The following is a 21,710-nucleotide window of genomic DNA, read 5'->3' as shown; positions in this document are numbered from 1 at the left end:
CCATGCCGTTCGTCCCGATCTCCCAGGTCACCCTCACGGGTGGGCCCCTGTTCCAGGCGCAGGAGGCCGACCGCGCCTACCTGCGAGCCCTCGAGCCCGATCGTCTGCTCGCCCCGTTCCTCCGTGAGGCGGGCCTGGAGCCCCGGGCGGCGTCCTACGACGACTGGGAGGTGCGCGGACTCGACGGCCATACCGCCGGACACTACCTCTCGGCCTGCTCCCTGATGGTCGCCTCGACCGGGGACGACGTCCTGCGCTCCCGACTGGAGTACACGGTCGCCGAACTGGCCCGCGCACAGGACCACCTGGGGTCCGGGTACGTCGGTGGAGTCCCTCGGAGTGCCGAGCTCTGGGCCGAGGTCGCGGCGGGGATCACCGAATCGACGTTCCGCGCCGGCCGCTGGGTGCCCTGGTACAACCTGCACAAGCTGTACGCCGGTCTCATCGACGCGGCCCGATTGACCGGGAACCACATGGCACGCGACGTCGTCCTGCGCCTCGCCGCGTGGTGGGAGGAGCTCGCTGCCGGGATCGACGACGAGCACTTCCAGCTCATGCTCGAGACCGAGATCGGCGGGATGAACGAGGCGTACGTCGACCTCTTCGACCTCACAGGTGATCCCCGCCATCTCACGATGGCAGCCCGCTTCACGTCGACCGCCCTCAGCGAACCGCTGTCGCGCCGGTCCGACGAACTGACCGGCCTGCACGCCAACACCCGCATCCCGCAGTTCGTCGGGTTCGCCGCCCTCGCCGCTCGGAGTGCTGATCCGGCCCTCGCCCGTGCGGCCCGCTTCGCCTGGGAGACGATCCTGACGCGGCGCACGGTCGCGATCGGCGGCAACAGTGTCCGGGAGCACTTCCATGCCATCGACGACTTCACCCCGATGACCGAGGACCGGGAGGGCCCGGAGACCTGCAACAGCTACAACCTGATCAAGCTGGGCCGACGGCTCAGTGCCGACGGGTCCGACCCGGCGATCGCCGACGCGCTCGAACGGATCCTCTTCAACCACCTCCTGTCATCGCAGCACCCCGAGCACGGCGGCCTCGTCTACTTCACCTCGATGCGACCCGACCACTACCGCGTCTACTCCTCGCCGGAGCACAGCTTCTGGTGCTGCGTCGGGACCGGCCTGGAGAGCCACGCGAAACACGGTGAGTCGCTGTACCGGTTCGACGACGACACGCTGTCGGTCGAGCTCTTCGCGCCCTCCGTCGTGCGGATCCCGGAACTCGGTCTCGAGCTGGAGCAACGCACGGCCTTCCCCTCCGACGGCGTGGTCGGACTCACCCTCGGGCTCACCGGTCCGCGGCGGTTCCGGCTCCGCGTCCGAGTCCCCGGGTGGAGTGTTCCGACACCCGAGGTGTTCGTCAACCGCGCTCCGGTGACCGCCGGACTCGAACGCGGCCACCTCGTCGTGGATCGCGAGTGGAGCGACGGCGACACCGTGTCGTTCGAGCTCCCCATGGGCGGTCGTGCGGAACCGTATCCGGACGGCTCGGACTGGACCTCGCTCCTCTGGGGTCCGTCCGTCCTGGCCGCCCGTGGCGAGTCGCTGCCGACCGACGTGGTGCTGGCCGGCCGCGCCCACGCCCCGCACACCGCCGTCGGCCCGCTCACCCCGCTCGCCTCGGCACCGATCGTCCCGCGGTCGGCTGTGCCCTACCGGGACGCCGACGGGCGACTCCGGATCGACTCCGACCGAGGACCGATCCCGTTGGAACCGTTCGCAGGTCTGCACGACGCGCGGTACACCGTCACGTTCCCCGTGGCGTCGACGGCGGACGAGGACGCCGTCGCTCGGCGCCGCACCGCATTGGTCGAACGGGACCGACGCGCCGCGAGCATCGACGGACGGACGGTCGACCGGGTCGCGCTGGGCGAGCAGCAGCCGGAGGCGGATCACGCGTTCGAGGGGGTGGCCAGCGCCAGCGGCGCGGTGGGTGGCGTCCGCTGGCGGAGCACGGCCAAGCGTCTGTCCGTGACGCTCGTCGACCCGCATCTCCTCGGCCGGGTCGTCAGAGTGACCTGGCTGCACGACCCGGCGGGCCAGGGTCTCACCCTGGAGATCGACGACACGCCGGTCGCTCCGCAGGAGGGCGGGCGAGACGACGACCTGGAGTGGGCGGAGTACCCGCTGACGCCCACCAGCGCCGGGTGGGGTGTCCGGCGGTTCGCGCTCGTCGCGGAGCCGGATCGCGAGACCCCGCGGTGCACCGAGCTCCGAGTGCTGACCGCCGAGGGAGTCTGACCACCGGGGTGGGCACGCGCAGCACCCCGGGATGCGGGACCATGGAGCCATGACGACGACGCCGGAGCAGGACGACCTCAGCGTGACGCTCGCGGACGTCGCCGCGAGGTCCGGGTGCTCGGTGTCGCTCGTCTCCCGGGTGCTCGCCGGGAAGCGCCATGCATCCCCGGACACCCGTGACCGCATCCTCGCTGCAGCGCACGACCTCGGCTACGACCGCGCAGCACAACGTCGCGGCCGACCTCGCTCGGTCCCGCGCCTGCTCGACCTGGCGATGAGTCAGTGGGACGACCCCTGGGCGAACACGGTCGTGACGAGTGTGCGGCGGGCGGCCGCTGCGGCGAACTACGACCTGGTGCTCACGCCCGAGAGCGAGTCGATGGTCGACGACTGGCCCAGTCGGGCACGTGCGCGGGGATCTGCCGGTGTCGTCGTGTGCCTCATCCGTCCGAACGTCTCCCAGCTCGACATCCTCGCCTCGGCCAACATCCCCGTCGCGCTCCTCGATCCGCGTGCGGAGCCGGCGCGGAGTCTGCCGAGCGTCGGGTCCACCGACTGGCAGGGCGGCTTCGACGCGGGTCGGCATCTCGCCCGGCGGGGGACACGTCGGTTCCTCATCATCACCGGCCGGCCGAAGTACCGGTTCGGCCGTGCGAGGGAGGCCGGTTTCCGAGCGGCGGTCGAACGGCACGCCGACGGGGCGACGGTCGAGGAGATCTCGTCGCCGTGGTCATCGGAGAGCGCCTTCGTCTCCGTGCGCAAGCTCCTCAGGCAGGGCGGGCTCCCCATCGGCGTCTTCAGCTGCAACGACGAGATGGCCTACGGCGTCTACCGCGCCGCTGAGGAGCTGCAGCTCCGCATCCCCGACGACATCCGGGTCGTCGGCTTCGACGACCTCCCGCAGTCCAGGTTGATGCCGCCGCCGATGACGACCGTGCGACAGCCGATGCGCGCGATGGCAGCGCGTGCGGTCCAGCTCGTCCTCGAGGCGGAGCCCGGGTCGGACCCGGGGGACCGCGCGGAGTTCCCGACCGAACTCATCGTCCGCGCCTCGAGCTGACGCGGACGCGGACGCGGACGCGGGAGAATGGTCGCCATGACGGGATCAGCGGACACCGACGAGGTGTCGACGGAGCACTCGAGCGTGTCGACGTGGATGCAGGCGCTCGGCACGGCGACCGGGAACCCCGGCGGCGGGGCCGCATCCGGACTCATGCTGGCGATCGCCGCCGGCCTCACCGCGATGGTCGCCGGCTACACCCGAGCCACGCACGCTACCGAGGACGCGAGCGGGCGGGACTCGGCCGAGGCCGAGGCGACGATCGCCGCACTCCGCGCTCGCGCTGAGGCACGCTCCGAGCTGGCGCTGCGTCTGGCCGACGAGGACGCCCACGCCTCGCGAGCGTTCGGCAGTGCCTTCCGTCTACCGGCCGGCGTCAGACGCGACGAGGCGATCCGTGCTGCGTCCATCGAGGCGGCCGCGGCCTCCGCGCGGCTGGGCGAGCATGCCGTCGACGCGATCGACGATCTCGCGTGGCTGACCGAGCACGGCAACCCGGCGTTGATCGCCGACGTGGCGGTGGCGATCGGTGCACTCCGCGCCGCGATCACGGGAGCGCGGACCAACGTCAGCTTCGATCTCGGCTCGGTCCGCAGCGCACACGGCTCACTCGAGGAGGTCCGCGCCGATGAGCCACGCCTGTGGGAACTGGTCCCCGTGTTCGACCGAGCCCTCGAGCGGATCGACCGGCTCGCGGCGTCGATCGACTCCGAGGCCGCTCCCACCGACGCGGCGTCGTAGCCGGTGGTCAGCGCCCGCCGGGGCGCGCAGCCGGGCCGCTCGGAACCCGGACGATCAGGGCGTGGTGCAGGTTCCTCAGCGAGACCGAGATCACCGAACCGTGCGAGTCGCCGTCCAGTTGGATCTCCTGCGGCTCCTCGAGTCGGAGGTGCATCGTCCGCGCCTGTGCGTAGCTGATCGCGCGTGCCTTCGGCGAGAATCGACCGACCAGCCGGCCGAACCGCGTGCGGTGCAGCATCCGGTTGAACGTCAGGCGGTAGCCGATGTTCCCCCAACCCGGACCCTTGCCAGGGCGCAGCATGACGGCATCGAGCAGGCCGTCGTCCACGACTGCCTCGGGGAGCAGCAGGACACCACCGGTGAGCGTGCCGGAGTTGCCGACGATGATCGTGTGCGCTCGGGCGGCCGCCTCCGGACGGTCGTCGAGTCGATAGTGCAGGTCGAACTGCCGGTTGCCGATGATGCTCCGCGCGATCGGGTCGGAGTAGGCGAGCCAGCCGATCCGTCGCTTCAGCCGCTCATTGGTGTGGCCTGCCATGTGCGCGTCGAGGCCGATGCCGGCCATGACGAGGAAGACCTCGTCCCGGGTCGTACCGTCGCTGCGCCCGAGACTGACCTGGCCGACGTCGACCACCTGGTCACGCCCTGAACAGGCGATGTCGACCGACCGTTTGAGGTCGCCCAACGGCAGGCCGAGCGCTCGGGCGAAGAGGTTCCCCGTTCCGGCCGGGACCAGCCCGAGGGGGATGCCGGTCGACGCGATGGCCTCGGCGGCGACCCGCAGTGTCCCATCGCCTCCCGCGACCAGGATGACCGAGGGTGCCGAGGCGATCGCGGACGCGGACGCTCCCCGGCCGTCGTCGTCGGCGCTCGTCTCATGCCAGGTGGAGGGTGCCAGTCCGTGCGTCGACTCCGCGGCTGCGACCACCGAGCGGAGGACCGTGATGTCGACCTTGGAGGGATTGACGATGACGGCTGCGCGTCGACGTCCGCGTTCGGCTGGTGCAACGTTCACAGCGTCAAGGATAGGAGGCACCGGCTCGGAACCAGCGGTGGACGCGAGCCGTGCCGCGGGTTCGTGAGACGCTTGCCCCATGGACCTCGAGGTGTCGCCCGGACTGATGATCCCGGCAGCCGAACTGCAGTGGCGTTTCTCCCGGTCGTCCGGCCCGGGCGGACAGCACGTCAACACCTCCGACAGCCGTGTCCAATTGACGTGGAGTGTGGGCGAGTCGGCCGTCCTCACCGATGAGCAGCGCGACCGACTGCTCGAGCGGCTCGGCGCCCGGCTGGTCGGCGGAGCCATCACCGTGACCGTCTCCCGCGAGCGATCGCAGCTCCGGAACCGCGAACTCGCACTCGAAGCGCTGGCGACACGCATCAGGTCGGCTCTCGCGCCGCCGGCGCCGACGCGCCGGCCCACGCGTCCGACCCGCGGATCGGCGCGACGCCACCTCGCCGCGAAACAGCAGCGGAGCGCCACCAAACAGCAACGGCGACGTCCCTCCGACGACTAGCGGGTCACACCGTCGCCTCCCGCAAGGGCGTGCGTCGGACGGTCCGGTCCATTAGCGTTCCCGGAGAGCGCACCCGTCGACGCCGTCGTCGTGCGCGATTGGAGGAACACCATGCGCATCGTCGTCATCGGCGGGACCGGACACATCGGCTCCTTCCTCGTCCCGCGACTCGTCCGGGCCGGCCACGAGGTCGTGAGCGTGAGCCGCGGCGATCGGTCACCGTACACGGACGCTCCCGAGTGGGACCAGATCGAGCGGATCCGGGCCGATCGGGAGGCCGAGGACCGGGACGGTGTCTTCGCGCGACGCATCGCGGACCTCGGCCCGGACGTCGTCGTCGACCTGGTCTGCTTCACGGTCGCCTCGGCGACGGCACTCCTCGAGGGACTGCGCGGCAACACGGGCCAGCTGCTCCACTGCGGATCGATCTGGCGCTACGGTCCCAGCGCGTCCGTCCCCATCGTCGAGGGCTCCGCTACGGCGCCGTTCGGCGACTACGGCGTCCAGAAGGACCAGATCGCCCGGCTGCTGCAGCAGGAGACCGCCGACGGAGGACTGGTGACGACCTCCCTGCATCCCGGGCACATCGTCGGACCCGGGTGGGCGCCCATCAACCCGTTGGGCAACCTCGACCCCGGGGTCTGGCGGACCCTCGCACTCGGTTCACCGCTGCGCATCCCCGGACTCGGTGCCGAGCTGCTGCACCACGTGCACGCCGACGACGTCGCGCAGGCCTTCGAGCTCGCCGTCGTGAACCGGGATCGTGTCGCCGGCGAGGACCTCAACGTGACCTCCGCCGCCGCGGTCACCGTCCGCGGCTACGCCGACGTCGTCGCCGGCTGGTTCGGACGCTCGGCCGAGCTCGAGTCGGTGACCTGGGAGCGTTTCCGAGCAGAGACACCGACGGAGCACGCCGACACCACCTGGGAGCACCTGGTGCGGAGCCACTGCGCGTCGATCGACAAGGCACGGTCGCTGCTCGGATACGAACCCGCCTACACCTCGACGGAGGCGGTCCTCGAGTCCGTCCGTTCGCTCGTCGCCCGCGGGGAGTTGGACCTGCCCGAACCACGATCGGCGCTGCAGACGAGCCGCTGACGGCGGGACCGGTCAGGGTGCCCGCAACGAGCTCCGGATTCCGTGCGGTGCGTCGATCTCCGGCCGACGGAGGATCCCGCGGCGCCGGAGGATCGGTACGAGTTCGTCGAGCATGCGGTGCACCGTCACCGGGTGGAGGTCGCCCGAGAAGATGAACCCGTCGTTGTCCGCCTCGCTGCCGGCGCGTTCGATGTGGTCGGCCACCTCCGCTGCCGTGCCGACGACACCACTGCCGTCGGTGATCCGCCCGAGGCGTGCCTTGGGCACGAGCAGCTCCCGGAGCGTCGCCGCTGCGAAGGACTCGTACGGTCCGCGCAACGCGTCGAGACTGCCGCGCGACACGTGGTCGCCGAAGACGGCCGGGTCCACCGGTCGGTCGAGGTCGAGCGCCGTGAGGTCCGTCTCGAGGTCGCTCGACCACGCGAGTGCGACGGAGCGCAGCGTCTCATCGTCCGGCTGTTCCGAGGCGGCGACGAGACGGTCGGCCTCGGCACTGCTCGACACGATGACGGGCTTGAACACGAACAGGATCGCGGGAGGGGTGTCCCGACCGACGGCAGCCGACGCATCGAGGACCCGTCTCCGGTACGCACGGAGGCTCGCGATGTCGAGCGGTGCGAGGGCGAGCTGGACGTCCGACTGTCGTCCGGTGAAGGCGAGCCCTCGCGGCGAGGAGCCCGGTGACACGATGACGGGCTCCCCACCGGAGTCCTCGTCGAAGGGGAGGGCGTTGAGCGGCCCGTCGAAGTCGTAGTGTGCGCCGCGATGCTCGACGCGGTCGAGGTGGCGGCCGTCGGCGAAGCGCCCGGAGGCGGTGTCGCCCACGTACGCGCCGGGTCGCCAGCTCCGCCAGAGCGCGCGCACGCCGTCGAGCCACTCCTCCGCCCGCTCGTAGGCGACGTCGTGCGGCACGACCGGCTCACCGAAGTGCCGACTACTGCCGACGTCGGTCACCACGTTCACCCCGAACCGTCCGCGACTGAGGTGCTGCAGGGTCGCGAACTGCCGTGCCGCCTGGTACGGCGGCAGCTGCAACGGGTTCACGGTCGGGACGATGCCGATGCGCTCCGTCACCGCGAAGAGGAACGGGGCGAGGCTCAGCGGGTCGTGCTTCGGCCCGCCGTAGGCGCCGCGGATGCGGAGGTCGAGCGTCTCGGGGTTCCCCAGTGACAGGGCGTCCTCGATGATCAGGAGGTCCAGGCCCGCCTGCTCGAGCTCGCGCGCGGCCTGCTGGTAGAGGGCGGGTTCCTGCCAGCGGTAGTCCCAGTCGAGGTACGGATGCCCCCAACCATGCGGACCGAACCCACGTGACAGGAACCAGCCGAAGCGTTGCCGGGCGCTCATGCGGCGACCGCCACATCCGCCGTGACGCTGGCGCCAGTGCTCGTCGACGGTTCCCGGGCGGGGAGCGCGTCGAACGCCGAGGCGAGGTCTGCGATGAGGTCCGCGATGTCCTCGATGCCGACGGAGATCCGCACGAGTCCTTGACCGATGCCGCTCGCCGCGAGCTGCTCGGCCGAACGCTGGGCGTGCGTGGTCGAGGCCGGGTGGAGGATCAGTGACCGGACGTCGCCGAGGTTCGTCATCCGCGTGAACAGGCCGACGTGGTCGATGACCGTCCGCGCTGCGTCCCGTCCGCCGTGGAGGGTGAACGAGAACACCGATCCCTGTCCATCCGGCAGATACCTGTCCGCCAGGCCTCGGAACGGACTGTCGCTGAGGCCCGAGTAGTCGACCGAGGCCACTTCCGTCCGTCCCGCCAGCCACGCCGCGAGGGCGAGGGCGTTCTCGCTCTGCCGTTGGACGCGGAGTGACAGCGTCTCGATGCCCTGTGCGATGAGGAACGCGTTGAACGGCGAGGGCGTCGGGCCGAGACGCAGTGCGACCGATGCCCGTGCGTAGGCGGCCAGCGCTGCACGCCCGTCCGCCTCGACGTGGCTGAGCCCGCCGAGCGCGGCGAGCGGCGAGGTGAGGTGTCGGTAGCGGTCTGCGCGAGCGGCCCAGTCGAACGTGCCGCCGTCGACGACGACCCCGCCCAGCACGGTGCCGTGGCCCGCCAGGAACTTGCTGGCCGAATGGACGACGATGTCGGCGCCGTGCTCGATGGGACGCAGGAGGTAGGGCGTGGCGAAGGTGTTGTCGACGACGAGCGGGACCCCGTGCGCATGGGCCACGTCGGCGACGAGACGGAGATCCGTGAGGTCGTTGCGGGGGTTCGGAATGGACTCGACGAAGATCGCGCGTGTCTCGGGTCGGATGGCACGCGCCCAGGCGTCGACGTCGAGCGGATCGGCGACCTCGCTCGTGGTGATCCCCAGCCGACCGAAGTTCTCCGTGAAGAGGCTGCGCGAGCCCTCGTACAGACTCGACGCGGTGAGCAGGTGGTCGCCGGCCTCGAGCAGGGAGAGCAAGGCGACGCCGACAGCCGCCTGGCCGGAGCCGAGGAGCAGCGCGTCCACACCACCCTCCAGTGCCGCGAGGCGGCGCTCGACGGCGTCGATCGTCGGATTGCCGACCCGGCTGTAGCTGTATCCACCAGGGTCCGGACCGAACCGCCGCTCCGCCTCGTCGAAGTCCGTGAACACGAACCCGGCACTCGCGTAGATCGGCAGCGCCCGGGGTTGGAGCGGCGCATCGGGTGCGCCACCGGCGTGCAGCTGTCGGGTGCTGAAGCCCCCTCGGTCCCGCTCGTGCATCGCCTCGTCCTCTCCGTCAGTTCGGCCGTCGTCGACGCCCCGGCGTCGGTGACAGGCACTCTACGGTCGGCACCGGGGCGGGCGCAGGTGACGACGACATGCGCGGACACAATCGGCCGGCGACGCAGCCGTCGGGGGAGGCCCCGTACCCTGGAGAGGCGTCGGCCGCGGACACGGTGACCGGCGCCGACGGATCGGACGAGGGGGAACCGTGAAAGCACTCATCGCATCGGGGAGTGGTCGGTATGCGGATCCGTGGCACCCGTACGCGCGCACGAGCCCGCTCATCGCGGAGGTCCTGGAGACGGCCGGCTTCGCGGTTGAGATCGACGAGGACGTCGATCGTGCGATGACGAGACTCGAGGGCGTGGAGGTCCTGGTGGTCAACGCCGGCGACCCGTGGCGGTCCGAGGACCAGGGCCGAACGCCTGCCGCAGCGATCGACGGCTTCGCGGAGGCGCTCGGTCGAGGTGTCGGTGTGCTCGCGATGCACGCGGCGCTCGCCTCGCTCCGCGACTACCCAGACTGGGCGCCGACGATCGGGGCGCTCTGGCTGCCGGGTGTGTCCTGGCATCCGCCGATGGGCCCGACCGTCGTCCGCGGCCTGGCGTCCCCAGCAGGCGGACCGCTCGGCGACATCCCGGTGGACGACGAACAGTACCTGCGGCTGCAACCGGTCGGTCGGAGCACCACCGTCGCCGAGCACGACGTCGACGGCGAGCGGTTCCCCGCGGTGTGGGTCCGCGAGGTGGGGACCTCCCGCGTCGCCGTCGACGCACTCGGACACGACGAGCGTTCCTACGCCTCAGCGGAGCACCGTGCCCTGCTCGCAGCGCTGGCACGGTGGGCGGCCCGGGCACCGTCTGAGTGATCCGTCACGGATCCTCGACCGGCCTCGTCTGTGTCGCGACCCCCGTCGGCGCAAGCCCCCGTCGAACGGGAGTCGGGCGTCCTGAGCGGGTCTATGCTCCTGTTCGGGGCTGCGAGCGACCATGATCGCCGGCCGCGGCCCGCATCAGGAATCGGAACCTCGAGAAAGCCGCACCACGTGTCACAGGACCTCATGTCACCTGAGAACAACGTCCAGCGCATCATGCGCACCGGAACCGTCTGGTTCGGCGTCGCGGTCGGGAGCACCGCGATCGTCCTCGGACTCCTCCTCAGCTCTGGCTGGCGGCCGGCCGTCCTCGCCGAGGGACTCCGCGTGGTGTGGTGGTGCTGCTCGGTCATCGTGGGTCTGAGCATCGGCCTGCTGGGCTGGTCCGGGTGTCCGATCCTCGAGGTGGACGTCCCGACGGCGTCGCGGAACAAGTCGCTGACCATGCAGCTCGGAACGATGCTGTTCATCCTCGGAAGCCTCGGCGCCATGTTCACCGTGCTGGCCGGGTCGCCGAGCTGACACCCGCGGCGCGGGCACGTCCGGCTCCGGCGGCGTCGTAGAGTCGATGCATGGCCCGATCCTCAGCACCGCTCCGCAGACTCGGCTTCCTCACGATGGGCCTGTTCGACCCCGAGGAGCCGGCGGCCGGCCACGAGGCGACCCTGCAGCTCATCGAGCTCGGTGAACGACTGGGGTTCGACAGTGCCTGGCTGCGGCACCGGCACCTGCAGTTCGGCATCTCCTCACCGGTCGCCGTCCTCGCCGCCGCGACGCAGCGCACGAAGCGCATCGCACTCGGCACCGCGGTCACACCGCTCGGCGCGGAGAACCCCTTCCGGCTCGCGGAGGATCTGGGCACGGTCGACGTCCTCTCGGGAGGCAGACTGCTTCCCGGCTTCAGCACCGGGGAGCCGATGCGGTTCGACGCGTTCAAGCACGCGATCTATCCGTCGACGCTCGACCAGGAGGACCTCGGCTACGACCGCGTCCTCCGCCTCCGCTCCTTCATCCGCGGTGACGTCGTCAGTGACAGCGCCGGTCGTGAGGGCCAGGAGGACTACTCCTCGCGGGTCGAGCCGCATGCCGACGGTCTGGCGGAGCGGCTCTGGTACGGAGTCGGCAGCCTGCGGTCGGCGGGTTGGGCCGGTGAGCAGTCCTTCAACCTGCTCACGAGCAGCGTCATCGCCGCCGAGGACGGCACGACGGACTTCGCCGCGAACCAGGCCGCCCAGGTGCATCGGTTCCGAGAGCTCCACCCGGCGGGTGAGCGGGCCCGCGTGTCACAGGGGCTCGTGGTCATCCCGACCGACTCCGCGACCGCGTCCCAACGCGCCCGGTACCACGAGTACGTCGAGTCGAGACGGCACCGGGTCGGTGTCGCCCATGGACCGCGGCGGATGCTCTTCGCGGAGGACCTCGTCGGCAGCAGTGCGGAGATCGCGGAGCGGCTGCACGAGCACGCCGGATTCCAGGAGGTCGACGAAGTCGCCTTCGCCCTGCCGTTCACGCTCGAACCGGACGACTACACGCAGCTGCTCACCGACATCGCCGGCGCACTCGGGCCCGCCCTCGGCTGGCGACCGGCCGCGGACGGGGAGTCCCGTCCGGCCTGAGCGGACCGGTCGGAGACGGCTTCCGGTCGCGCGTACAGTGCAGGTATGACGCAGCACGGGTTCAGACGGTACGTGGCCATCGGCGACAGCTTCAGTGAGGGCTACGGGGATCTCCGGGAGGACGGCACCCTTCGCGGGTGGGCCGACTTCGTGGCCCTCGGCCTCGCCCGGGCGTCCGCGGAGACCGTCAGCTACGCGAACCTCGCCATCCGCGGGCGGAAGCTCCTGCCGATCCTCGACGAACAACTCGACCGAGCGATCGCGATGGGTCCGGATCTCGTCAGCTTCAACGGCGGCGGCAACGACATCATGCGCCCGCGGGTGTCGATCGACGGTGTCGCCGACCGCTTGGACGGTGCGGTCGAGCGACTGCGTGCCGGAGGCGCCCACGTGCTGCTGCTGAGCGGGGCGAACCCCTCGGCCCACATCCCGATGGGTTCGCTCCTCGCCCGCCGCGGCGAGCAGCTGGCCCAGGCCGTCCGGGTGCGGTGCCCGCGCGAGGGGGTCACCTTCGTCGACAACTGGGCCGATCGGACGCTCGCCGACCTCCGATACTGGTCGGTGGACCGCCTGCACCTCAACGCCCTCGGCCACGCCCGGGTGGCGAGCAACGTGCTGACGGCGCTCGATGTGCCGGTCCCGGAGGAGTGGGGGATCGACGACGTCGCTGCGGCGCCGCCCGGTCCGCGTCAACGTCGCACCGCGGCCTACTACCGCGAGCACGTGCTGCCGTGGATCGGGCGCCGCCTGACCGGTCGGTCCTCGGGCGACGGTCGCGAACCGAAGATCGCCCAGCTGCAGCCGGTCGACACCCGCGGCTGACCGACACCGGTCAGCCGCGGGTCGGTCAGCCGACGCGGACGAGCGTTCGCTGCCAGCCGGAGGATCCGTTGGGAGCGATCGGCGCCTGCTTCTCGATCTGGAGGTTCCCGGCCTTGTCGGTCGCGCGGACGGCGACGTAGTGCGTGCCGGCGGTCGCCTCCCAGTCCATCCACCACTGCACCCACGTGTCGTCGTTGATGGCGGTCGTGAGGTTGACGCTCTGCCAGTCGCCGTTGTCGATGCTGACCTCGACCTTGGCGATCCCGACCGTCTGCGCCCAGGCGACGCCCGCGATCTTGGACGGACCCGCCGGCACCTGCTTGTCGATCCGGGGCGTGTCGATCCGCGAGGAGAGTTTGATGGGCGCCTTCGCGTCGTAGCCGCGCGGGGTCCAGTAGGCCTCGTCCTTCTCGAAGGTCGTGACCGTCAGCTTCGTCAGCCACTTCGTCGCCGACACGTAGCCGTAGAGGCCAGGGACGACCATGCGCACCGGGAAGCCGTGCTCGAGCGGCAGCGGCTCGCCGTTCATCGCCACGGCGAGGATCGCGTCGAGGTTCGGGTCGGTGAGCGACTCGATCGGCGTGCTCGCCGTGAACCCGTCGACGCTCGTGGACAGGACCATGTCGGCCTTCGAGTCGGGCATCGCCCGCTTGAGGACGTCGCGCACGGGGATACCGAGCCACTTCGCGTTGCCCAGGAGGTTGCCGCCCACCTCGTTCGAGACGCAGGTCATCGTGATGACGTATTCGTCGAGACCCATGGCGAGGAGCTCCTCGAAGGTGATCTGCACCTGCTCGCCGACCATGCCGTCGATCGTGAGCGTCCAGGTGGCCGGGTCGACCGTCGGCACGGTCAGCGCGGTGTCGACGCGGTAGAACTTGTCGTTCGGTGTGAAGAGCGGGCTGAGGCCGTCGACGTCCGCCTCGGCTCCGTCGGGGATCGTGACGGTCGACTTCGGCGCAGGGAGCTTGAGGGCGTCGCGGACGGCCGTGATCGACGAGGTGGTGACGTTCACGAGGCGTGCGCCCACGCCGACGACGACGGCACCGGCCGCCGCGATGCCCGCCACACGGAAGAAGCCTCGGCGGTCGAACGCCGCGCGCTCGTCGTCCGAGCCGTTCGCGGCCCGCTTCGGCAGGCGACGACTCAGGAGGATGAGGATCACGACACCGGCCGCCAGACCGAGCATCACCGGGACGACGGCGAGCGGGGTGGCACCGGCGCGGGTGACGGTCGTCGCGCCGGCGAAGACGCCGGCCGCGATGAGGACCACGACACCGAGCGGTGGACGGATCTGCTGCAGGACCCCGGCGATCGCCGCGGCGATCACGACGGCGACCCCGAGGCTGACGAGGAGGAAGATCTTGTCGTTGCCACCGAAGGTCTCGATCGCGAACTCCTTCGCCCACCGCGGGACGATGTCGATGACGAACGATCCGACGGTGAGGAGGGGACTGCTGCCGCGGGCGAACAACAGCGCCGCCAGCTCGGCGATCGCGAGGAACACCGCTGCTGCGACGATGCCGGACAGTGCTGCCGCGAACCAGACGAGGCGTCGTCCGCTCCGTGTGGTGCCGGTCTGGTGCTTCGATGGCATGTGCTTCTCCCTGATCGTGGCTCGACAGGAGTTCGGAGCACTGCCCGGATCAGACGGGTCGGATCCGTCGTCCGCCCGTCGTCTCGGCGTTCAGGCCGTCGAGACGGCCAGCCGCAGTCCCGTCTCGGACGCCAGCCGGACGGCCTCGGCGAACTCCTGCTCGCTCCGTTCGAGCTGCGCTGCGAGCGCCGGATCACGGTCGGCGAGGGTCAGACTCGTCGTGATGACGTGGACGTCCATGCCGAGCGCTCCGCCGAACAACGTCCGCAGCGCCGGCACCTCGTGATCCCAACCCTCGGTCGGGCTGCCCGCGTCGTAGGCGATCCCGCGGCTGGTGGCGATGACGACCGGCCGGCCGGTGAGCGCTCCCGTGTCCGCGGAGGTGACACCAGGCACGTGGATGTGGTCGATCCACGCCTTGAGCGACGATGGGATCGAGAAGTTGTAGAGCGGCGCGCCGATCACGACGATGTCGGCGCCGAGCAGCTCGTCGAGCAGGACGCGCTGGAGCGTCTCGGCCTCGGCGGGCGGGTTCGTACCGGGGCGGCGGTCGGCCGGCGCCCAGTGGAGACTCGCGTCGGCGAGGTGGGGGAGCGGATCCAGGTGCAGGTCGCGACGGACGACGATGCCGGTGGGGTCGGCGGTCGACCAGGCGTCCACGACGGCCTGCGAGAGCCGGCGGGACCGGGAGGTGTCGAGATCGGCGGAGGAGTCGAGGTGCAGGAGAGTCGGCATGCGGCAACGCTAGCAAGCCGGGTCCCGTCCGCTTCCTTGCGGCGCGCACCGGTGGCGGTTACCGTCGCAGGATGGTCGACGCCCCAGCCCCCACCACGTCCGCCCGCCAGGACGCACGCGTCCTCGACGAGGCCGACCCGCTCGCGGAACACCGCTCGGCGTTCGTCCCGGCCGAGGGCGTCGTCGCCTACCTCGACGGGAACTCCCTGGGGCGGCCGTTGCGGGCCACGGCGGAGCGGCTGCAGTCGTTCATCGCGGAGGAATGGGGGACGAGGCTCATCCGCTCGTGGGACGACCGCTGGTTCGAGCTGCCGCTGACGCTCGGCGACCGCCTGGGATCGGTCGTGCTCGGTGCAGCACCCGGCCAGACGGTCGTCGCCGATTCGACGACCGTGCTGCTGTACAAGCTGATCCGCGCGGCGGTCGACGCGACGAGCTCCGCCGGAGGGGCCGCTGGGCGCGACGAGCTCGTGATCGATGCGGGGAACTTCCCGACGGACCGCTTCGTGATCGAGGGGATCGCCGCTGAACGCGGTCTGCGCGTCCGTTGGATCGACGCCGACCCGGTCCACGGTGTCGCCGCGCACCAGCTGCGCGAGGTGGTCCACGAGCAGACCGCACTCGTCGTGCTCAGCCAGGTCGACTACCGGTCCGGAGCCCTGCTCGACGTCGAGGAGCTGACCGCGATCGCCCATCAGGCGGGAGCACTCGTCCTCTGGGACCTGTGCCACTCCGCCGGTGCGGTCCCGATCGAGCTCGACGAGTGGGGCGTGGACCTCGCGGTGGGCTGCTCCTACAAGTACCTCGGCGGCGGGCCCGGTGCCCCTGCGTTCGCCTACGTCGCGGCGCGCCATCAGGACCGGCTCCTCCAGCCCATCCAGGGGTGGATGGGCGCCGCCGACGTCTTCGCGATGGCCGACGCCTATCAGCCGGCCGTCGGGATGCGCCGGTTCCTCAGCGGGACACCACCGATCGTCGGCATGCTGCCGCTCGAGGACTCGCTGACGCTCATCGAGTCCGCCGGTGTCGCCGCCATCCGCGCGAAGTCCGTGGCGCTCACCACGTTCGCGATCTCCTGGGCCGATGAGCACCTCGCGGGCTCCGGTGTCAGGGTGATGACCCCTCGTGACGCGGCGCGTCGCGGTGGACATGTGACGCTCGGTCACCCGTCGTTCCGCGAGATCACCCCGCTGCTCTGGAATGCGGGCGTGATCCCCGACTTCCGGCACCCGGACGGTCTCCGCATCGGGGTCGCACCCTTGAGCTCCGGCTTCGCCGAGCTCGAACTCGGGCTGATCCGGATCGCCGAGGCCGTCCACCGGTGGACGGCTTCACACGGCTCCACCCCGCCTGGCGGACGTCCGTCGTAGGCTTGGCGGCATGCCCGCTGCTTCTGGAACCCAGTACCGTCTCCACCACGCCGGTCCGCGGGGCGAGGTCCGAGCGACGGTCACCGAACTTGCCGCCGGACTGCGCGAACTGACGGTCGGCGGACGCACCCTTGTGCAGTCCTTCGGTGAGGACGTCGTCGCCCCGATGGGGTGCGGGATGGTGCTCGTGCCGTGGCCCAACCGCGTCCGCGATGCCCGGTGGACACTCGACGGTGAACCGCAGCAGCTCGACGTCACCGAGGCGGCGACCGGGAACGCCTCCCATGGTCTCCTGCGCAACACGGGATACCGGGCGGGGGATCACACCGATCACGCGGTGACCCTGCTCGCCTCGGTGTTTCCGCAGCACGGCTACCCGTTCCGCCTGGACACCTCGGTCGCCTACACGTTGGACGATGACGGCCTGCGGGTGACCCACACCATCGTGAACCGGTCGAGTCGCCCCGCCCCGGTCGCCGTCGGCGCTCACCCCTACCTGGCGCTCGGCGACGTGCCGACCGCCGACCTCACCGTGACGGTGGCCGCCGACACCTGGTTCGAGACGGACGAGCAGCGCATCCCGGTCGTCTCCCGTCCCGTCGACGGGACCCCGTATGACCTGCGCTCGGGTGCTCGCGTGGGCGACCTCTCGATCGACGTCGGCCTGGGTTCGGTCCAGCAGGTCGACGGTGCCGTCCGACACCGGCTCACCGCACCGGACGGCGACACCGTCGAACTCTGGGCGGACGACGACTTCCGATTCGTCCAGGTCTACACGCCGAAGAACTTCCCAGCGGCAGACGGACCGACGCAGGCCATCGCCATCGAGCCCATGACGGCCCCCGCCGATGCGCTGAACAGCGGGACCGGACTCCGGTGGTTGGACCCCGACGAGCGGTGGTCGCTGTCCTGGGGGATCCGGCTCACACGGGTGTGACCGGCACGCCGTTCGGCGGACGGTCGACCGTCCCACGGGCGGAGGAGGATCAGCTCAGAGGATGACGCCACGGGGGCGATGATCGCCCTGGCGTCCGATGTGCCGCCCCCGGGTGTCGACGGACACTGGTGGCATGACCACGCACCTGGACACCAGCCCGAATCTCTTCACCCTGTCCACGCCCCGGGTCGCGCAGACCGAGCGGCTTCAGGTGGCGCGGTCGACGGCTCGACCCCGCGGACGGTTCGGGGCCTTCGTGGGCGTCCTCCTGGGGAACATCGTCCTCTGGAGCACGCTCTTCATCACGATCGGCATCATGCTCGCGCTGCAACTCGGCATCGTCGGCGTCATCGCCGCGTCGATGTTGCGCTGAGCGCGATCCCCGCGTCAGGTCCCTGAACCGGCGAGACCCGTACCGGATTCGTCTGCTGCGTCCTCCGCGGGCGCATCGTCATCCAGCGCCTCGTCCTCGACCACGGCATCCGGGAGCCCCGGCAGCATGGCTGCCGCGCCCTCGTCACGGATGCCTTCGACCGCCCCGAAATCAGACATGATGCTTCCTCTCGATCGTCGTGCCCGCCAGCGCAACCGGCGGACACGACGATCGACAGCCCTTGCGGGCGGGAGCTTCGTCAGTCGACGATCGACACCGTCACGTCGATGTTGCCGCGTGTGGCGTTCGAGTAGGGGCACACCTGGTGCGCCTGGTCGGCCAGCTGCTGGGCTTCATCGTGCGTCACGTTCGGCACGTAGACGTCGAGCTCGACGGCCAGGCCGAAACCGCCCTCACCGTTCGATCCGATGCCGACGCTCGCCGACACCTCGGCGTCCTTCGTGTCGAGCTTCGCGGTGCGCCCGACGGCGTGGAGGGCGCTGAGGAAGCACGCGGCGAAGCCGGCGGCGAACAACTGCTCGGGGTTGGTGCCCTCGCCGCTGCCGCCGAGTTCCTTCGGGGGACGGGTGTCGAAGTCGAGGAGGTCGTCCTCACTGCGGACGTGTCCGTCTCGTCCGCCTCCGGTGGCATGGGCAACTGCTGTGTACGCGATATCCATTGCTCCATCCTTGCACCGTCGTGCGTGCCCGGTGCACCTTCTCCGGGACCTCTCGGCAGTCGTTCAGTGCAGCGTGGATCGGGCCGCGTCGACCACCGCCGTCGTGACGAGCTCGAGCAGCCGGGAGTGGAGTCGCCACTGCTGCCAGAACAGCGGGACGTCGACGCCGCCCGTGTCGTCGAGCACGACGAGCTCGCCCCGGCGCAGCGGCGCGTCGGACTGCGCGTCCGGGAGCATGCCCCAGCCGAGACCGAGGCCGACGGCGGTCGCGAAGTCCGCCGAGGCCGGAACATGGTGTCGCGGCGGGTCGGCGGGGTCGACGCCACGTCGTCGGAGGTAGGCGTCCTGGAGATCGTCCTTCCGGTCGAACACGACGACGGGCGCTGCGGTGAGCGCCTGAGCGGTCGCCCCGTCCTCGAACCAGCGCGTCGCGAACGCGGGTGCCGCCATCGGTCGGTAACGCATCCGGCCGAGAGGCCGCACCGTACAGCCCTGGACCGGCTCGGCGTTCGACGTGACCGCGGCCATGACGCTGCCCGCACGGAGGAGGTCGGTCGAATGGTCCTGGTCCTCGCGAGCGAGGTCGAAGACGACCGACTCCCGGGCGGCGACGTCCGCCAGCACGGGCAGCAGCCAGGTGGCGAGGGAGTCGGCGTTCACGACGATCGGGATCACCGCCGGGGTGGCCGGCGTGAGCGGGTCGTCGGCGTGCAACTCGAGCGCCGCGTCGTGACCGAGCAGGTGCACCGCGCGGCCGAGGCGGAGCACGATCTCACCTGACGCCGTGATGGTGATCGGTTTGGTCCGGAGCAGGAGGACCCGTCCGACGCTCTGCTCGAGGGCCTTGATGCGTTGACTGATCGCCGACGGCGTGACCATCAGCTCCCGGGCGGCCGACTCGAAGGTGCCGTGGTCGACCGCTGCGACGAAGGCCCGCAGTTGCTCGAAATGAAAATCCATCATAAGAGGATCTTACGATTCATCAGAATATTGAACTGGATTCATCATGCTGCGCCTCTTACGGTCGGAGCATGACCTCTGCACTGCAGGCCGCGATCGCGGGCCTCGGCCTCGGCCTCTCACTCATCGTGGCCATCGGCGCCCAGAACGCCTTCGTCCTCCGGCAGGGCATCCGGCGCGAGCACGTCCTGCCGGTCGTCCTCGTGTGCGCACTCTCCGACGCGGTGCTCATCATCGCCGGTGTCAGCGGCATCGGCTTCGTCGTGGAGCGGTTCCCCGTGGTCCTCGTCGTCCTCCGTTGGGCCGGCGCGGCCTTCCTACTCGGCTACGGTCTGCTGGCCGCACGCCGCGCGCTCGCCCCGTCCGGTCTCGCCGCCGACCGCGGTGGCAACGGCCTCTCACTCAGGGCGGCGGTGCTCACCGTCATCGGCCTCACCTGGCTGAACCCCCACGTGTACCTCGACACCGTCCTCCTCCTCGGCTCGATCGCGAACACGCACGGGGAGGTGGGGCGGTGGTGGTTCGCCGCCGGCGCGGTCCTCGGGAGCATCCTGTGGTTCACCGCTCTGGGGTACGGCGCTCGGTTGCTCCGCGGGGTCTTCGCGAAGCCCGTGGCCTGGCGCATCCTCGACGTCGCGATCGCGGCCGTCATGATCGCCCTCGCGATCATGCTCGTCCTGCGCCCCTGAGCGTGCTCGAGGGGGCCTGGTTAGGATTGCCGGGTGATGAGAACCCTGCGTGAGGTCAACACGGTCGTCGAGCGCCTCTGGCCACTGTCCGGAGCCGAGGACTGGGACGCCCCGGGGCTCCTCGTCGGCGACCCGGACCAGCCGGTCGGGCATGTGGTCCTCGCGGTCGACGCGGTCGGCGTGACCGTCGACGAGGTGCTCGAGCGCCCCGACGGCCTGCTGCTGGTCCATCACCCGCTGCTGATGCGCGGTGTCACGACCGTGGCGGGTGACCGCTACAAGGGGTCGCTCATCACGCGCCTGATCCGTGGCGGCGCCGGACTCATCGCCGCACACACCAACGCCGACGTCGTCGTCGACGGGACCTCGGACGTCCTCGCGCAGCGGCTCGGCCTGCGGGGCGCGACACCGATCGTCCCCGCCCCCGACGGCCTGACCGGGCTGGGTCGGGTCGGCGACCTCCCGGAGGAGACGACGCTCGGCACGATCGCACGTGCCCTCGCCGAGATGCTGCCACCGACCGCCACCGGTGTCCGTGCCGCCGGGGAGTACGACCAGGCCGTCCGGAGGATCGCGCTCTGCGGGGGAGCGGGGGACTCGCTCCTGTCGCATCCCGCGGTTCGCGCGGCCGACGTGTACATCACGGCCGACCTCCGCCACCATCCGGCGTCCGAGGCCCGGGAACAGGCACTCCTCGGCGGCGGGCCGGCCCTCGTCGACGTCTCCCACTGGGCGAGCGAGTGGCTGTGGCTGGAGGGGGCCGCCGATGCGCTCCGACGAGAGCTCCCTGGACTCGACGTCCGGGTCAGCGAGCTCCGTACCGACCCGTGGGACTTCGTCGTCACCCAGTAGTCGGCGCGGCCGGTAGGGTGATGAGTCGAGAGTTTGGAACAGACGTGAAAGCCAGCCCAGCAGACCAGAAGACGTTGCTCACCCTGCAGAGCATCGACACCGGCGTGCAGCGCACCGCCCACCGCGCGGCGAACCTCCCCGAGGCCGCGCGCATCGCGCAGCTCCAGGCCGAGATCGAGACCGTCCGCCTCCGTCGCCTGGAGCGGGTCGGCGTCCGCGACGACGCACAGACCGAGCTCGGGCGCATCGAGTCCGACGTCGCCGTCGTCTCGGCCCGCATGAAGCGCGACGCCGACCGCCTGCAGTCGTCGACCTCCGTCAAGGACGTCGAAGCGCTGCAGAGCGAGATCGCCTCGTTGCAGAACCGGCAGAACAACCTCGAGGAGATCCAGCTGAACGTCATGGAGCGGGTGGAGGCCGCGGAGGACGCCGTCGCCCAGGTCGACGCCGAGCGCGCCGGACTCCAGGAACTCCTCGACGAGGTCGTCGCCAAGCGCGACGCCGCACTCGTCGAACTCGAGGCCGAACGGGAACGACTCACCGCCGACCGCGAGTCACTCGCACCCGGCATCCCCGCCGACCTCCTGGCCCTCTACGACCAGCGCCGCGCCCGCGGCGGTATCGGTGCAGCACTGTTCCGCGCCGGCACCTGCGGAGCATGCAAGATGTCGCTCACCGGCAACGACCTCCAGGCCGTCCGCGCCGCACCGTCCGAAGAGGTCGTGCAGTGCCCGGAGTGCGCCGCGATCGTCGTCCGGACGGACGAGTCCGGCCTCCTCTGAGCCGGACGCTGGATCTACGACACCGGCGGTCCGCGGCCGCTTTCACGGGCCGGT

The 21,710-nt window shown here is 70.8% G+C and carries 23 protein-coding genes; 15 read left to right on the top strand and 8 right to left on the bottom strand.

Features of this window, described 5'->3' with window-relative positions:
* The first annotated feature begins 2 nt into the window (after nt 1-2).
* From IFU30_RS08960 to IFU30_RS08950, 3 genes are read left to right on the top strand one after another with little or no spacing between them, the layout of a single operon-like run.
* Nucleotides 3-2,255, top strand: a complete 2,253-nt coding sequence (locus IFU30_RS08960; protein ID WP_192004962.1) for a beta-L-arabinofuranosidase domain-containing protein — start codon at nt 3-5, stop codon at nt 2,253-2,255.
* A gap of 49 nt (nt 2,256-2,304) precedes the next feature.
* A complete protein-coding gene (locus tag IFU30_RS08955; RefSeq protein ID WP_079705849.1) occupies nt 2,305-3,315 on the top strand; it encodes a LacI family DNA-binding transcriptional regulator in 1,011 nt (336 codons plus the stop codon).
* Nucleotides 3,316-3,351: 36 nt separating this feature from the next.
* Nucleotides 3,352-4,056, top strand: coding sequence for a cyclodeaminase/cyclohydrolase family protein (locus IFU30_RS08950; protein ID WP_079706301.1), 705 nt, complete (start codon nt 3,352-3,354; stop codon nt 4,054-4,056).
* 7 nt (nt 4,057-4,063) lie between these two features.
* On the opposite strand, the gene IFU30_RS08945 is transcribed toward IFU30_RS08950, so the two are convergent.
* Nucleotides 4,064-5,071 carry a diacylglycerol/lipid kinase family protein gene (locus IFU30_RS08945; RefSeq protein WP_342450834.1) on the bottom strand — a complete coding sequence of 336 codons (1,008 nt, stop codon included), beginning with the start codon at nt 5,069-5,071 and terminating at the stop codon, nt 4,064-4,066.
* A gap of 79 nt (nt 5,072-5,150) precedes the next feature.
* Between IFU30_RS08945 and arfB the strand changes: the two genes are divergently transcribed.
* A complete protein-coding gene (gene arfB, locus IFU30_RS08940) occupies nt 5,151-5,573 on the top strand; it encodes an alternative ribosome rescue aminoacyl-tRNA hydrolase ArfB (protein WP_124769279.1) in 423 nt (140 codons plus the stop codon).
* A 111-nt stretch (nt 5,574-5,684) separates the two neighbouring features.
* Nucleotides 5,685-6,671: an NAD-dependent epimerase/dehydratase family protein gene (locus tag IFU30_RS08935; RefSeq protein ID WP_192004961.1), complete on the top strand. Its 987-nt coding sequence runs from the start codon at nt 5,685-5,687 to the stop codon at nt 6,669-6,671.
* 12 nt (nt 6,672-6,683) lie between these two features.
* Here the strand turns inward: IFU30_RS08935 and IFU30_RS08930 are convergent, their stop codons facing one another.
* Nucleotides 6,684-8,015, bottom strand: coding sequence for an LLM class flavin-dependent oxidoreductase (locus IFU30_RS08930; RefSeq protein ID WP_192004960.1), 1,332 nt, complete (start codon nt 8,013-8,015; stop codon nt 6,684-6,686).
* Nucleotides 8,012-9,367: an O-acetylhomoserine aminocarboxypropyltransferase/cysteine synthase family protein gene (locus IFU30_RS08925; RefSeq protein WP_192004959.1), complete on the bottom strand. Its 1,356-nt coding sequence runs from the start codon at nt 9,365-9,367 to the stop codon at nt 8,012-8,014. The genes IFU30_RS08930 and IFU30_RS08925 overlap by 4 nt, the downstream gene beginning before the upstream one ends.
* 211 nt (nt 9,368-9,578) lie before the next feature.
* Here IFU30_RS08925 and IFU30_RS08920 point away from each other — a divergent pair, with 211 nt between their 5' ends.
* From IFU30_RS08920 to IFU30_RS08905, 4 genes are all read left to right on the top strand, one after another.
* Complete coding sequence (locus IFU30_RS08920; RefSeq protein ID WP_342450833.1) at nt 9,579-10,238, top strand: ThuA domain-containing protein; 660 nt, start codon at nt 9,579-9,581, stop codon at nt 10,236-10,238.
* A 177-nt stretch (nt 10,239-10,415) separates the two neighbouring features.
* Nucleotides 10,416-10,766, top strand: coding sequence for a hypothetical protein (locus IFU30_RS08915; RefSeq protein WP_079705855.1), 351 nt, complete (start codon nt 10,416-10,418; stop codon nt 10,764-10,766).
* A gap of 50 nt (nt 10,767-10,816) precedes the next feature.
* Nucleotides 10,817-11,860 (top strand): LLM class flavin-dependent oxidoreductase, encoded by a 1,044-nt coding sequence (locus IFU30_RS08910; protein ID WP_192004958.1) that lies wholly within the window; start codon nt 10,817-10,819, stop codon nt 11,858-11,860.
* 45 nt (nt 11,861-11,905) lie between these two features.
* Nucleotides 11,906-12,682 carry an SGNH/GDSL hydrolase family protein gene (locus IFU30_RS08905; RefSeq protein ID WP_192004957.1) on the top strand — a complete coding sequence of 259 codons (777 nt, stop codon included), beginning with the start codon at nt 11,906-11,908 and terminating at the stop codon, nt 12,680-12,682.
* Nucleotides 12,683-12,707: 25 nt separating this feature from the next.
* Here the strand turns inward: IFU30_RS08905 and IFU30_RS08900 are convergent, their stop codons facing one another.
* Both IFU30_RS08900 and IFU30_RS08895 read right to left on the bottom strand, forming a co-directional pair.
* Complete coding sequence (locus IFU30_RS08900; RefSeq protein WP_192004956.1) at nt 12,708-14,279, bottom strand: molybdopterin-dependent oxidoreductase; 1,572 nt, start codon at nt 14,277-14,279, stop codon at nt 12,708-12,710.
* Nucleotides 14,280-14,369: 90 nt separating this feature from the next.
* Nucleotides 14,370-15,014 carry an FMN-dependent NADH-azoreductase gene (locus IFU30_RS08895; protein ID WP_192004955.1) on the bottom strand — a complete coding sequence of 215 codons (645 nt, stop codon included), beginning with the start codon at nt 15,012-15,014 and terminating at the stop codon, nt 14,370-14,372.
* Nucleotides 15,015-15,085: 71 nt separating this feature from the next.
* Between IFU30_RS08895 and IFU30_RS08890 the strand changes: the two genes are divergently transcribed.
* From IFU30_RS08890 to IFU30_RS08880, 3 genes are all read left to right on the top strand, one after another.
* The gene (locus IFU30_RS08890; protein WP_192004954.1) at nt 15,086-16,384 is read left to right on the top strand and encodes a kynureninase; all 1,299 of its coding nucleotides are present in this window, start codon (nt 15,086-15,088) and stop codon (nt 16,382-16,384) included.
* 10 nt (nt 16,385-16,394) lie between these two features.
* Nucleotides 16,395-17,321 (top strand): aldose 1-epimerase family protein, encoded by a 927-nt coding sequence (locus IFU30_RS08885; protein WP_192004953.1) that lies wholly within the window; start codon nt 16,395-16,397, stop codon nt 17,319-17,321.
* Nucleotides 17,322-17,454: 133 nt separating this feature from the next.
* Nucleotides 17,455-17,694: a hypothetical protein gene (locus tag IFU30_RS08880; RefSeq protein WP_192004952.1), complete on the top strand. Its 240-nt coding sequence runs from the start codon at nt 17,455-17,457 to the stop codon at nt 17,692-17,694.
* Nucleotides 17,695-17,708: 14 nt separating this feature from the next.
* Here the strand turns inward: IFU30_RS08880 and IFU30_RS08875 are convergent, their stop codons facing one another.
* The 3 genes from IFU30_RS08875 to IFU30_RS08865 all read right to left on the bottom strand — a co-directional run bounded on the left by IFU30_RS08875 (nt 17,709) and on the right by IFU30_RS08865 (nt 19,336).
* Nucleotides 17,709-17,873, bottom strand: a complete 165-nt coding sequence (locus tag IFU30_RS08875; RefSeq protein ID WP_165766994.1) for a hypothetical protein — start codon at nt 17,871-17,873, stop codon at nt 17,709-17,711.
* An 80-nt stretch (nt 17,874-17,953) separates the two neighbouring features.
* Nucleotides 17,954-18,373, bottom strand: a complete 420-nt coding sequence (locus IFU30_RS08870) for an organic hydroperoxide resistance protein (protein ID WP_064293757.1) — start codon at nt 18,371-18,373, stop codon at nt 17,954-17,956.
* A gap of 63 nt (nt 18,374-18,436) precedes the next feature.
* Nucleotides 18,437-19,336: a LysR family transcriptional regulator ArgP gene (locus IFU30_RS08865; RefSeq protein ID WP_192004951.1), complete on the bottom strand. Its 900-nt coding sequence runs from the start codon at nt 19,334-19,336 to the stop codon at nt 18,437-18,439.
* A 68-nt stretch (nt 19,337-19,404) separates the two neighbouring features.
* Here IFU30_RS08865 and IFU30_RS08860 point away from each other — a divergent pair, with 68 nt between their 5' ends.
* From IFU30_RS08860 to IFU30_RS08850, 3 genes are read left to right on the top strand one after another with little or no spacing between them, the layout of a single operon-like run.
* The gene (locus IFU30_RS08860) at nt 19,405-20,022 is read left to right on the top strand and encodes a LysE/ArgO family amino acid transporter (RefSeq protein ID WP_159878699.1); all 618 of its coding nucleotides are present in this window, start codon (nt 19,405-19,407) and stop codon (nt 20,020-20,022) included.
* 36 nt (nt 20,023-20,058) lie between these two features.
* Nucleotides 20,059-20,874 (top strand): Nif3-like dinuclear metal center hexameric protein, encoded by an 816-nt coding sequence (locus tag IFU30_RS08855; RefSeq protein WP_192004950.1) that lies wholly within the window; start codon nt 20,059-20,061, stop codon nt 20,872-20,874.
* Between the two features lie 44 nt (nt 20,875-20,918).
* Nucleotides 20,919-21,656: a CT398-like coiled coil hairpin domain-containing protein gene (locus IFU30_RS08850; protein ID WP_192004949.1), complete on the top strand. Its 738-nt coding sequence runs from the start codon at nt 20,919-20,921 to the stop codon at nt 21,654-21,656.
* Nucleotides 21,657-21,710 lie beyond the last annotated feature (54 nt).

It is taken from the genome of Plantibacter sp. CFBP 8798 (assembly GCF_014841195.1).
Classification (GTDB): domain Bacteria; phylum Actinomycetota; class Actinomycetes; order Actinomycetales; family Microbacteriaceae; genus Plantibacter; species Plantibacter auratus.
Note: the sequence above shows the minus strand (reverse complement) of the source record. Positions and strands in the feature narration are given on the sequence as shown.

Excerpts from the sequence above, each read along its gene's own strand:
- IFU30_RS08855 (WP_192004950.1), top strand. The coding sequence starts at position 20,059 with ATGAGAACCCTGCGTGAGGTCAACACGGTCGTCGAGCGCCTCTGGCCA.
- IFU30_RS08865 (WP_192004951.1), bottom strand. The coding sequence starts at position 19,336 with ATGATGGATTTTCATTTCGAGCAACTGCGGGCCTTCGTCGCAGCGGTC.
- IFU30_RS08910 (WP_192004958.1), top strand. The coding sequence starts at position 10,817 with ATGGCCCGATCCTCAGCACCGCTCCGCAGACTCGGCTTCCTCACGATG.
- IFU30_RS08960 (WP_192004962.1), top strand. The coding sequence starts at position 3 with ATGCCGTTCGTCCCGATCTCCCAGGTCACCCTCACGGGTGGGCCCCTG.
- IFU30_RS08895 (WP_192004955.1), bottom strand. The coding sequence starts at position 15,014 with ATGCCGACTCTCCTGCACCTCGACTCCTCCGCCGATCTCGACACCTCC.
- IFU30_RS08935 (WP_192004961.1), top strand. The coding sequence starts at position 5,685 with ATGCGCATCGTCGTCATCGGCGGGACCGGACACATCGGCTCCTTCCTC.
- IFU30_RS08950 (WP_079706301.1), top strand. The coding sequence starts at position 3,352 with ATGACGGGATCAGCGGACACCGACGAGGTGTCGACGGAGCACTCGAGC.
- IFU30_RS08885 (WP_192004953.1), top strand. The coding sequence starts at position 16,395 with ATGCCCGCTGCTTCTGGAACCCAGTACCGTCTCCACCACGCCGGTCCG.
- IFU30_RS08880 (WP_192004952.1), top strand. The coding sequence starts at position 17,455 with ATGACCACGCACCTGGACACCAGCCCGAATCTCTTCACCCTGTCCACG.
- IFU30_RS08905 (WP_192004957.1), top strand. The coding sequence starts at position 11,906 with ATGACGCAGCACGGGTTCAGACGGTACGTGGCCATCGGCGACAGCTTC.
- IFU30_RS08930 (WP_192004960.1), bottom strand. The coding sequence starts at position 8,015 with ATGAGCGCCCGGCAACGCTTCGGCTGGTTCCTGTCACGTGGGTTCGGT.
- arfB (WP_124769279.1), top strand. The coding sequence starts at position 5,151 with ATGGACCTCGAGGTGTCGCCCGGACTGATGATCCCGGCAGCCGAACTG.
- IFU30_RS08875 (WP_165766994.1), bottom strand. The coding sequence starts at position 17,873 with ATGTCTGATTTCGGGGCGGTCGAAGGCATCCGTGACGAGGGCGCGGCA.
- IFU30_RS08900 (WP_192004956.1), bottom strand. The coding sequence starts at position 14,279 with ATGCCATCGAAGCACCAGACCGGCACCACACGGAGCGGACGACGCCTC.
- IFU30_RS08890 (WP_192004954.1), top strand. The coding sequence starts at position 15,086 with ATGGTCGACGCCCCAGCCCCCACCACGTCCGCCCGCCAGGACGCACGC.
- IFU30_RS08860 (WP_159878699.1), top strand. The coding sequence starts at position 19,405 with ATGACCTCTGCACTGCAGGCCGCGATCGCGGGCCTCGGCCTCGGCCTC.
- IFU30_RS08870 (WP_064293757.1), bottom strand. The coding sequence starts at position 18,373 with ATGGATATCGCGTACACAGCAGTTGCCCATGCCACCGGAGGCGGACGA.
- IFU30_RS08925 (WP_192004959.1), bottom strand. The coding sequence starts at position 9,367 with ATGCACGAGCGGGACCGAGGGGGCTTCAGCACCCGACAGCTGCACGCC.
- IFU30_RS08955 (WP_079705849.1), top strand. The coding sequence starts at position 2,305 with ATGACGACGACGCCGGAGCAGGACGACCTCAGCGTGACGCTCGCGGAC.